The sequence below is a fragment of the Bradyrhizobium sp. genome (assembly GCF_035570375.1).
In the GTDB taxonomy this organism is placed as follows: domain Bacteria; phylum Pseudomonadota; class Alphaproteobacteria; order Rhizobiales; family Xanthobacteraceae; genus Bradyrhizobium.
In genome coordinates this window covers 25125-35137 of the sequence record NZ_DATMLW010000267.1, presented here as the reverse complement: position 1 = coordinate 35137, position 10013 = coordinate 25125, and the positions used below count along the sequence as shown (strand labels likewise).

11 protein-coding genes are annotated in these 10013 nt (G+C 62.5%); 10 read left to right on the top strand and 1 reads right to left on the bottom strand.

The window, feature by feature from the left end; translation table 11 throughout:
* The first annotated feature begins 61 nt into the window (after positions 1–61).
* The 9 genes from VNX23_RS29555 to VNX23_RS29515 all read left to right on the top strand — a co-directional run bounded on the left by VNX23_RS29555 (position 62) and on the right by VNX23_RS29515 (position 7735).
* Positions 62–661 carry a chromate transporter gene (locus VNX23_RS29555; protein ID WP_325635170.1) on the top strand — a complete coding sequence of 200 codons (600 nt, stop codon included), beginning with the start codon at positions 62–64 and terminating at the stop codon, positions 659–661.
* Positions 658–1194, top strand: a complete 537-nt coding sequence (locus tag VNX23_RS29550) for a chromate transporter (RefSeq protein ID WP_325635169.1) — start codon at positions 658–660, stop codon at positions 1192–1194. The genes VNX23_RS29555 and VNX23_RS29550 overlap by 4 nt, the downstream gene beginning before the upstream one ends.
* A 164-nt stretch (positions 1195–1358) precedes the next feature.
* On the top strand, positions 1359–2153 hold the full coding sequence (locus VNX23_RS29545; protein WP_325635168.1) for a thymidylate synthase: 795 nt from the start codon (positions 1359–1361) through the stop codon (positions 2151–2153).
* Between the two features lie 172 nt (positions 2154–2325).
* The gene (locus VNX23_RS29540; RefSeq protein WP_325635167.1) at positions 2326–2811 is read left to right on the top strand and encodes a GNAT family N-acetyltransferase; all 486 of its coding nucleotides are present in this window, start codon (positions 2326–2328) and stop codon (positions 2809–2811) included.
* Entirely contained in the window at positions 2811–3323 is a 513-nt protein-coding gene (locus VNX23_RS29535) for a dihydrofolate reductase (RefSeq protein ID WP_325635165.1), read from the top strand. Before VNX23_RS29540 ends, VNX23_RS29535 begins: the two co-directional genes overlap by 1 nt.
* A gap of 246 nt (positions 3324–3569) precedes the next feature.
* Complete coding sequence (gene hflK / locus VNX23_RS29530) at positions 3570–4721, top strand: FtsH protease activity modulator HflK (RefSeq protein WP_325635163.1); 1152 nt, start codon at positions 3570–3572, stop codon at positions 4719–4721.
* Complete coding sequence (gene hflC, locus VNX23_RS29525) at positions 4718–5620, top strand: protease modulator HflC (protein ID WP_325635161.1); 903 nt, start codon at positions 4718–4720, stop codon at positions 5618–5620. The genes hflK and hflC overlap by 4 nt, the downstream gene beginning before the upstream one ends.
* A 76-nt stretch (positions 5621–5696) precedes the next feature.
* Positions 5697–5897, top strand: coding sequence for a DUF2065 domain-containing protein (locus VNX23_RS29520; protein ID WP_325635159.1), 201 nt, complete (start codon positions 5697–5699; stop codon positions 5895–5897).
* A 305-nt stretch (positions 5898–6202) separates the two neighbouring features.
* Positions 6203–7735, top strand: coding sequence for a Do family serine endopeptidase (locus tag VNX23_RS29515; RefSeq protein WP_325635158.1), 1533 nt, complete (start codon positions 6203–6205; stop codon positions 7733–7735).
* A 113-nt stretch (positions 7736–7848) separates the two neighbouring features.
* On the opposite strand, the gene serB is transcribed toward VNX23_RS29515, so the two are convergent.
* A complete protein-coding gene (gene serB, locus VNX23_RS29510; RefSeq protein WP_325635156.1) occupies positions 7849–8742 on the bottom strand; it encodes a phosphoserine phosphatase SerB in 894 nt (297 codons plus the stop codon).
* A gap of 3 nt (positions 8743–8745) precedes the next feature.
* On the opposite strand from serB, the gene miaA reads away from it, so the two are divergent.
* A complete protein-coding gene (gene miaA, locus VNX23_RS29505) occupies positions 8746–9672 on the top strand; it encodes a tRNA (adenosine(37)-N6)-dimethylallyltransferase MiaA (RefSeq protein WP_325635154.1) in 927 nt (308 codons plus the stop codon).
* Positions 9673–10013: the final 341 nt, after the last annotated feature.

Here is a 10013-nt window from a genome sequence, read left to right as displayed (position 1 = left end):
CAGGCTTGGAATACGTGAAATATGGGTTGGCCTTGCGGGGCCGCCGTTCTAAATCTCGGTCATGCCCCCGGATTCGCCGTCGGCTGCCGCCACGGCGCCGGATATCCCGACATCACCTCCGCCCAGTCTGACCGCGCTGTTTGTCGCGTTCGCGAAGATGTCGCTCGCGGGTTTCGGCGGCGTGCTGGTTTGGGCGCGGCGCGGCATCGTCGATCAGCACAAGTGGATGACGGCGGAAGAATTCAACGAGACCTTCGCGCTGTGCCATTTCCTGCCCGGCCCGAACATCGTCAATTTCACCATGGTGTTCGGATCGCGCTTTCGCGGCATTGCCGGCGGCATCGCGGCGTTTTGCGGGCTGGTCGGGCCTCCCGTCGTGATCATGACGATCCTTGGCGTGCTGTATCAGCGGTTCGGCGAAATCGAAGTGTTGCGGCATATCCTGGCCGGCGTGTCCTGCGCGGCGGTCGGCCTTTTGATCGCGGTGGTTTTCCGGATGATGATGCCGCTGATCAGGAAGCGCGATGTGATCGGGCTTGCCTTGCTGGCCGCGGTATTTGTCGCGATCGGACTGTTGCGGCTGCCATTGCCGATCGTGCTGCTGGTGGCGATCCCGGTCAGCATCGCCATCACGTTCATGCGACGGCGGAGAGCGGCATGAATTCAGGCACCAACCCGATCTGGACGCTGGCCTGGACCTTCGGCGTGATGTCGCTGTTCGCAGTCGGCGGCGCCAATTCAGCTCTGCCGGAAATGCATCGGGTTGCGGTCGACGTTCAGCACTGGCTGACCGACAAGCAGTTCGCCGATGCGTTCGCGATATCGCAGCTGTCGCCGGGGCCGAATGTGCTGATCGTGACCCTGATCGGCTATTCCGTTGCCGGCGTCGCCGGCGCGCTGGTCGCGACGCTGGCGATGTGTCTCCCTACCGCCTTGATGGCCTATGGCGTGAGCCGCGTTCTGACGAGGTCCAGCCATTCCCGCTGGCCGGCCATTATCCAGGCGGCGCTGGTTCCGCTGTCGATCGGGCTGATGGGCGCCAGCGGCTACATTCTGGCGCGAGCCTCCGATCACACCTGGGTTGCCGCCGCGGTCACCGTTGGCGCCGCGGTCGTGGCTTCCGCGACGAGGCTTAATCCGTTCTGGCTGCTGCTGGCCGGCGGCTGTCTGGGTTTTGCCGGCCTGATCGGGTGACGCAGGGCGGGTTCGCCCTATCTGCCCTTGCCGTTGGCGGGCCCGATGCTCACTTTTTCGGGTATAAGCGATCCCGCCGGCCGAATCGCCGCTGTTGAACGGCCGGCCCGGACGTTAAAACTCGCCAGCCCAACAGGCTCGTCAAAGGCCCGCGACATCCAGCCATGAATCAGTATCACGATCTGCTCGAACGGATTCTCTCTGACGGCGCGGAAAAGCACGATCGCACCGGCACCGGCACGTTGTCGATTTTCGGCCATCAGATGCGCTTCAACCTCGGCGCCGGATTTCCGATGCTGACCACTAAGAAGTTGCCGCTGAAATCGATCGTGCATGAGCTGTTGTGGTTCCTCAAGGGCGATACCAACATCGGTTATTTGAAAGAGCACGGCGTTTCGATCTGGGACGAGTGGGCCGATGCCAATGGCGATCTGGGCCCGGTCTATGGATCGCAGTGGCGCTCCTGGCCGGCGCCGGACGGGCGCAGCATCGACCAGATATCCAATGTCATTGACATGATCCGGCGCAATCCGGATTCGCGGCGCCTGATCGTAAGCGCGTGGAATCCGGCCGATGTCGACAAGATGGCGCTGCCGCCATGCCATTGCCTGTTCCAGTTCTACGTCGCCAACGGCAAATTGTCCTGCCAGCTCTATCAGCGCTCGGCGGATGTGTTTCTCGGCGTGCCCTTCAACATCGCGTCCTATGCGCTGCTGACCAAGATGGTGGCGCAGGTGACGGGCCTCAAGCCCGGCGACTTCGTGCACTCGCTGGGCGACGCCCATCTCTATTCGAACCATCTCGAGCAGGCGCGGCTGCAACTGACGCGGCTGCCTCGGGTGCTGCCGACGATGAGGATCAATCCGGATGTGGAGGATATCTTCGCGTTCCGCTATGAGGATTTTGCGCTCGAAGGCTACGATCCGCACCCGCATATCCGGGCCGAGGTCGCCGTTTGATCCGATTTCAACATGCGAATTTGCTCGCGGCAGGCACCTTTGCGCATGTTGAAATCAAAGGATCACCGGCAAATATAGTTTTTTCAGTGCGGTTTGGGATTTGACATTGGCTATGGCTGTTTGCGGAAAAACTGAAGCGAATGTCAAATCCACCGCTCTGGTGAGCAGCTGAATGACACTCCTCATCCGCCGCGCGCGTCCCGATGAAGCGGGACTGGTCCTTTCGCTGGTTCGCGAACTCGCCGAATACGAAAAACTGTTGCACGAGGTCGAAGCCACCGAGGCCATGATCGCGGATGCGCTGTTTTCCGCCAATCCGAGGCTCCACTGCGACATCGCCGAATGGAGCGGCGAAGTGGCGGGGTTCGCGGTCTGGTTCGTCAACTTCTCGACCTTCAGCGGCCGCTCGGGAATCTATCTGGAAGATCTGTTCGTGCGTCCGGCGCTGCGCGGCAAGGGTATCGGCAAGGCGCTGCTGTCGCATCTTGCGAGGGAATGCGTGACGAACGGGTGGTCGCGGTTGCAATGGTCGGTGCTCGACTGGAACACGCCTTCCATTGAATTCTACAAATCGCTCGGTGCCGTCATGCTCGACGAGTGGACCGTGTGCAAGGTCGGCGGCGAGGCGCTCAGCACGCTTGCCCGCGGAACGCGCTGATGCAAACCGTCCTCATCGTTGCCGTCGCCGACAATGGCGTGATCGGCGCGGGGGGTACCATACCCTGGCATCTGAAGACCGATCTGCAACGCTTCAAGGCGATGACGGTGAGCAAGCCGGTCGTAATGGGCCGCAAGACCTTCCTCTCCTTGCGCCGGCCGCTGCGTGGGCGCACCAATATCGTCATGACCCGCGACGGCGATTTTCGCGCGCCCGGAGCTGTGGTGGCGACCTCGCTGGCGGCCGCCCGGCAGGTCGCAACAGCCGATGCGCTGCGGCGTTTCGTCACTGAGATTGCCGTCATCGGGGGCGCGGAAATCTACGCCCAATGGATGGGTCTGGCCGATCGTCTGGAAGTCACCGAAGTTCACGCCAGGCCCGCGGGCGACACCCGTTTCGCGCCTGTAGACAAGGCTGTCTGGGAAGAGATCGCCCGCGTTAGCCACAGCGGAGGACCCGACGACAGCGCCGATTTCTCCTTTGTCACCTATGTCAGGCGAAGGGCCCATTAACCAAGGCTGGCCGGCCTCGCGAAGCAATGCGTTAAGATTGATTGCCGAAAACCGCCCGCCAGGGCCGGTGGCTGCTTTTCCCCGCGAATAAACGCTTCCGGCATTGGTCGCATTGACAATTGTCGCCCCCGCCATAGCTCCTTCGAGACTTTAAGCCAGCGTTGTAAGGGCAGGGGCGGTCCCCTATAAAGCCGGGCGGAAGTTGCGGGGCTTTCTGGCTTTTGAAGCCTGCGAAGGAGACTGTTGATGCCGTGGAAGAATCAGGGCGGAGGCCCCTGGGGTTCAGGTCCGAAGGGGCCATGGGGCTCAGGCCCGCAGCCGGTCGGACCCAGGCCGCCCGATCTTGAAGACCTCCTCCGCCGCGCCCAGGATCGGCTTCAGCAGCTATTGCCCGGCGGCTATTTCAGCGGTCTCGGCATCGCCATTGTCATATTCGCCGCTGTGGCGATCTGGGCCATGTCCGGCTTCTTCCGCGTTCAACCGGACGAGCTCGGCGTCGTGCTGCGCTTCGGTAAATATGTCCGCGACGAGCAGCCGGGGCTTCGTTACCATCTGCCGTATCCGATCGAGACGGTGCTGCTGCCGAAGGCGTTGCGCATCTCAACCATCTCGATCGGCATGACCCTGATCGACGATCCGGCCCGCCGCGGCCGCACCATGCGCGACGTGCCGGAAGAGAGCCTGATGCTCACCGGCGACGAGAACATCGTCGACGTCGACTTCACCGTGCTCTGGCGTATCAAGCCAAAAGGCGCGGCCGACTTCCTGTTCAACATCCAGAATCCGGAAGGTACCGTGAAAGCGGTGGCCGAGAGCGCGATGCGCGAGGTCGTCGGCAAGTCCAACATCCAGCCGATCCTGACCGGCGCCCGCACCTCCACCGAGCAGAGCGTGCAGGAGCTGATGCAGAGGACGCTCGACCATTACGGTTCCGGAATCCAGATCGCCCAGGTCCAGATGCAGAAGGTCGATCCGCCGGCGCAGGTGATCGATTCCTTCCGCGACGTCCAGGCGGCACGCGCCGACCTGGAGCGGCTGCAGAACGAGGCGCAGACCTATGCCAACCGCGTCGTTCCCGACGCCAGGGGCCGCGCCGCGCAGATCGTGCAGATCGCCGAGGGCTACAAGCAGCAGGCCGTCGCCGAAGCCAAGGGCCAGAGCGCGCGTTTCCTCAAGGTCTATGAGGAATACAAGAAGGCGCCCGACGTCACCCGCCAGCGCATCTATCTGGAAACGATGGAGCGAATCCTCGGCTCGTCCGATAAACTGGTTTATGACGGCGGATCGTCGGCGCAGAGCATCGTGCCCTATCTGCCGCTCTCCGAGCTGACCACGCGGCGTCCCAACCCGCCAGCCACGAACCAGCCGCAACAGGGCAGCGCGGGAGGTGGCCGATGAGATCCCCCGTCACCGGCATCGTCGTCCTGATCCTGCTTTTCATCGTCGCGATCGTCGCCTACAGCTCGGTGTTTACCGTCCAGCAGACCGAGCAGGCGCTGGTGGTGCGCTTCGGCAAGCCGGTCGACGTCGCAACCGAACCGGGCCTGCACTTCAAGGCGCCGTTCATCGACACCGTGATCCCGATCGACAAGCGCATCCTCGATCTGGAAAACCCGTCCCAGGAGGTGATTGCCTCGGACCAGAAGCGCCTCGTGGTCGATGCGTTCGCGCGCTACCGCATCAAGGACGCACTGCAATTCTATCAAAGCGTCGGCACGATCCAGGCCGCCAACCTCCAGCTCACCACGCTTCTCAATGCGGCGCTGCGCCGCGTGCTGGGCGAGGTCACCTTCATCACGGTGGTGCGTGACGAGCGCGAAAGGCTGATGGGGCGAATCCGCGACCAGCTCGACCATGAAGCCGCCGGTTATGGCATCCAGGTGGTCGACGTGCGCATCCGCCGCGCCGACCTGCCCGAGCAGAACAGCCAGGCAGTCTATCAGCGCATGCAGACCGAGCGGCAGCGCGAGGCCGCCGAGTTCCGGGCGCAGGGCGGCCAGAAGGCGCAGGAAATCAGGTCCAATGCCGATCGTGAAGCGACCGTGATCGTTGCGGAAGCCAATTCGACCGCCGAACAGGTGCGCGGCGAGGGCGATGCCGAGCGAAACCGCCTGTTTGCCGATGCCTATGGCAGGGATCCGGATTTCTTCGCCTTCTACCGCTCGATGTCGGCTTACGAAAACGGGTTGAAAAGCAACGATACGCGCTTCCTGCTGCGTCCCGATTCCGATTTCTTCAAGTTCTTCAGCAACGTTTCCGGCAAACCGCCGGCCGCCGCGCCATCGCCGAAGCCATAACGGTTTGACCGGCAAGAGGCCGAAGCGGAGACTTCGGCCTCCTTAAAGCAAGATTTGAACGGGAGGTTCCAGTCCGATGAGGTCTATCGCGTTCGCCGACTTCCTCATCGGTGTGGGAATCCTGTTTGTGATTGAAGGTCTTTTGTTTGCAGCCAGTCCCGCCTGGATGCGGCGGGCGATGAAGAGTGCGCTTGCGACACCGGACAATATCTTGCGGGCGGTCGGCATCGGCTCGGCGGTGGTGGGCCTGATCCTGATCTGGCTGGTCCGGCGGTAAGGAAAAGCATCCGCCGAATCAACTTTAACCGGCGTCTGTTTTTCGCCGAAATGCTGGTGTCCGGTTCCCGACATTCGTATGCTGTCGCGGTGGGTTCGTTTACGAATGTCGGAACCAAGGGACACCAGCAAATATTGGATTTAAGTGTAGTTTTGGATTTGACATTCGCTATTTGAGGACTCGCGGCGATACGGGAGCGAATGTCAAATCCACCACACTGCGCTCAAACGCTTGCGCGGTCACCCCGTTCGGGCGCACTGTGGACATCAAATCAGCCCATCCGTTTTTCGAGAAGAGAGAGAGCTATGACCGTTGCGACAACAGTCCTGAGCCATCGCCTGCGCCCGTTGATGGCCGCGATCTGCCTGAGCGCGAGCCTCTGCATTGGTACGGGTCTCGGTCTCGGCACTGTTTTGGTGACGTCGGCGCCGGCGCAGGCGCGCGGTCCCGACGGAATCGCCGACGTTGCCGAGAAAGTGATCGACGCGGTGGTCAACATCTCGACCTCGCAGAACGTCGAGGCCAAGCTCGGCGAGGGGAGAGGCGCGACGCCGCAATTGCCGCCGGGTTCGCCGTTCGAGGAATTCTTCGACGATTTCTTCAAGAACCGCCGTGGCGGACCGGGCGGGCCGCGAGGCGGGGATTCCCAGCCGCACAAGACCAACTCGCTCGGCTCCGGTTTCATCGTCGACCCGTCGGGCATCGTCGTGACCAACAATCACGTGATTGCGGACGCCGACGAGATCAACGTCATCCTCAATGACGGCTCCAAGATCAGGGCAGAGATCGTCGGCATCGACAAGAAGACCGACCTCGCGGTCTTGAAGTTCAAGCCGCCGAAACCGCTGGTAGCGGTGAAGTTCGGCGATTCCGACAAGCTGCGGCTTGGCGAATGGGTGATCGCGATCGGCAATCCTTTCAGTCTCGGCGGCACGGTGACCGCGGGCATCGTCTCGGCGCGCAACCGCGACATCGCCACGGGGCCTTACGACAACTTTATCCAGACCGACGCGGCGATCAATCGCGGCAATTCCGGCGGTCCGTTGTTCAATCTCGATGGCGAAGTCATCGGCGTCAACACGCTGATCATCTCGCCGACCGGCGGCTCGATCGGCATCGGCTTTGCGGTGCCTTCCAAGATCGTCGCCGGCGTGGTCGATCAGCTCCGGCAGTTCGGCGAGTTGCGCCGCGGCTGGCTAGGCGTACGCATCCAGCAGGTCACCGACGAGATCGCCGAAAGCCTCAATATCAAGCCGGCGCGCGGCGCGCTGATCGCCGGCGTCGACGACAAGGGGCCGGCCAAGCCCGCCGGCATCGAGCCCGGCGATGTCGTCGTCAAGTTCGACGGCAAGGACATCAAGGACCCGAAGGATCTGCAGCGCGTCGTCGCCGACACGACCGTGGGCAAGGAGGTCGACGTCGTCGTCATCCGCAAGGGCGAGGAGCAGAACAAGCGCGTCACGCTCGGCCGGCTGGAGGACAACGACAAGCCGGTGCAGGCGGCGGTCAAGCCGTCTGAACCGGCGGAAAAGCTGGTGACGCAAAAGGCGCTCGGCCTTGACCTTGCCAACATGAGCAAGGACCTGCGCAGCCGCTACAAGATCAAGGACAGCGTCAAGGGCGTCGTCATCACCAGCGTCGAGGGCAACTCGGATGCGGCCGACAAGCGGCTTTCGGCCGGCGAGGTCATCGTCGAGGTCGCGCAGGAGGCGGTGAGTAACGCCGCCGACATCAAGAAGCGCGTCGATCAGCTGAAAAAGGACGGCAAGAAGTCGGTGCTGCTGCTGGTCGCGAATTCCGAGGGCGAATTGCGCTTCGTGGCGCTGGCATTGCAATAGCGTCATCATTCCGGGATGGTCCGAAGGACCAGACCCGGAATCTGGAGATTCTCTGATGTGCAAGTGCACATCATAGTTCGATGCTTCGCATCGCCCCGGAATGACGAGTTGATCTATCCCCCGACAAACTCCTCGCGGCGATAGCCTTGCGCGTAAAGCAACGCGGTGAGATCGCCGTGATCGATCCGAACCTTCGCAGCAGTGGCGACCGCGGGTTTTGCGTGATAGGCGACGCCGAGCCCTGCGTGGCCGATCATGTCGAGATCATTGGCGCCGTCGCCGACCACGAGTGTGTCGATGTCGTCGAGATCGAAGGATTCGAGCAACTCGACCAGCGTTGCGAGTTTTGCGGCGCGGCCCAGAACCGGCTCGGCGACTTCCCCGGTCAGTTTGCCGTTCTCGACAATCAGTTGGTTGGCGCGATTTTCGTCAAAGCCGGCCATCGCTGCAACCGCCCGGGTGAAGAGCGTGAAGCCGCCCGAGATCAGGCAGGCATATGCGCCGTGCGCGCGCATGGTCGCGACCAGTTCGCGGCCGCCCGAGGTCAACGTGATGCGGTTCTTGAGCACCTCGTCGACCACGCTGACCGGCAAACCCTTGAGCAGCGCCACGCGCTCGCGAAGCGCCGGCCTGAATTCAATCTCGCCGCGCATGGCTCGTTCGGTGATGGCGGCGACACGGGCCTTGACGCCGGCAAAATCGGCGAGCTCATCGACGCATTCCTGTTCGATCATGGTGGAATCCATGTCGGCGAGCAAAAGCTTCTTGCGCCGGGCGACCCTCGGCTGCACGACAATGTCGATCGGCAAATCGCCGCGCGCCTCGCGCAGCCGGCGTTCGATGGCTCCGATGTCCTCCACCCCCTCGAAGGGGATGTCGGCCGCGACTTCGTCAAACAGCCAGTTTGCGGGGCCGGGAGAGGGAAGCAGGGCGCGCGCGCCGTCGATGACCGTGCTATCGAGCGCGGGATTGGCGGGATTGCAGATCAGCGTGACGACGAAAGACATCGCGTGAATTCTCGAACCGAAAGCTGTGATGCCGTGCTTATCGCAGGGCCGACCGCCAGCGGCAAGTCGGCGCTCGCGCTTGCATTGGCGCAAAAAACCGGCGGCATGATCATCAATGCCGACTCGATGCAGGTATATCGCGACCTCTCTGTCCTCACCGCGCGGCCGACGCGGGAGGAGGAGAGAAAGGTTCCGCACCGGCTCTATGGTCACGTCGATGCCGCGGTGAATTTTTCGGCCGGCGCCTTCCTCGCCGAGGCCGAAAAGGCCCTCGCTGAGCCGCGCGAGCGGCGCGTTTTCGCGATTTTCGTTGGCGGCACCGGGCTTTATTTCAAGGTGCTGACGCAAGGTCTGTCGGCGGTGCCGCCGATTCCACCGGAAATACGGGAAAATGTGCGCGCAAGGCTCGCTCGCGACGGCGTCGAAGCCTTGCACGCGGAACTGGCGCGGCGCGATTTGGTCTCCGCGCAACGTCTGAGACCACGTGACCGCACCCGCATTGCCCGCGCGCTCGAAGTGATCGAGGCAACGGGGTGTTCGCTTTCGGACTGGCATCGCGAGGGCCTGCCGCCGCTGTTGGCCGCAAACACGTTCCGCGGAGTTTTTCTCGCCCCGGAGCGCGATTCTCTCTACGCGCGAATCGACGCCCGCTTCGATGCCATGCTGAATTCCGGCGCGATTGAAGAAGTCGCGCGGCTCGCGGCGCGAAACCTCGATCCCCTGCTGCCGGCGATGAAGGCGCATGGCGTGCCGCCGCTGATCGACCATCTTGCGGGAAAGATTACATTGGAGGAGGCCGCTTCCGTCGCCAAGGCCGACACCCGCCACTACGCCAAACGGCAGTTCACCTGGTTCAGGCATCAGCTTCCCGAATTCGCCTGGGTGAGGCCGGAAGCCGCGGAGGAGTGGCTTAATCAAATACCCATCTGAGCCGTCATGGCCGGGCTCGTCCCTGCCATCCACGTCTTTGCGCCAAGGTGGAAAGTCAGACGTGGATGCCCGGCACAAGGCCGGGCATGACGAGACAAGGTTTGGCTGAGGCGCATGACCGAAACCCAAAATTCACCCTCGCCGAACGCGACGAAGGTCGCTACACTCGAAAATGAGCTTCGAACCCTCCCCAACGCTTGACTTTCAGGTCTTGGGCAGTATGTTCGCGCAACCTTTGGGAAGTCTGGGCGGCAATATGCGTAACAAAATTACCAAATCGCTTATTCTCGTCGTACCCAGGCGCGCCGCCGGGGATGGCTAGATGCCATCCATATTCGGGC

What these genes read in the sequence shown, in the direction of transcription:
- VNX23_RS29550 (WP_325635169.1), top strand. Translation starts at nt 658, where the DNA reads ATGAATTCAGGCACCAACCCGATCTGGACGCTGGCCTGGACCTTCGGC.
- VNX23_RS29540 (WP_325635167.1), top strand. Translation starts at nt 2,326, where the DNA reads ATGACACTCCTCATCCGCCGCGCGCGTCCCGATGAAGCGGGACTGGTC.
- serB (WP_325635156.1), bottom strand. Translation starts at nt 8,742, where the DNA reads ATGTCTTTCGTCGTCACGCTGATCTGCAATCCCGCCAATCCCGCGCTC.
- hflC (WP_325635161.1), top strand. Translation starts at nt 4,718, where the DNA reads ATGAGATCCCCCGTCACCGGCATCGTCGTCCTGATCCTGCTTTTCATC.
- VNX23_RS29545 (WP_325635168.1), top strand. Translation starts at nt 1,359, where the DNA reads ATGAATCAGTATCACGATCTGCTCGAACGGATTCTCTCTGACGGCGCG.
- VNX23_RS29555 (WP_325635170.1), top strand. Translation starts at nt 62, where the DNA reads ATGCCCCCGGATTCGCCGTCGGCTGCCGCCACGGCGCCGGATATCCCG.
- VNX23_RS29535 (WP_325635165.1), top strand. Translation starts at nt 2,811, where the DNA reads ATGCAAACCGTCCTCATCGTTGCCGTCGCCGACAATGGCGTGATCGGC.
- hflK (WP_325635163.1), top strand. Translation starts at nt 3,570, where the DNA reads ATGCCGTGGAAGAATCAGGGCGGAGGCCCCTGGGGTTCAGGTCCGAAG.
- VNX23_RS29515 (WP_325635158.1), top strand. Translation starts at nt 6,203, where the DNA reads ATGACCGTTGCGACAACAGTCCTGAGCCATCGCCTGCGCCCGTTGATG.
- VNX23_RS29520 (WP_325635159.1), top strand. Translation starts at nt 5,697, where the DNA reads ATGAGGTCTATCGCGTTCGCCGACTTCCTCATCGGTGTGGGAATCCTG.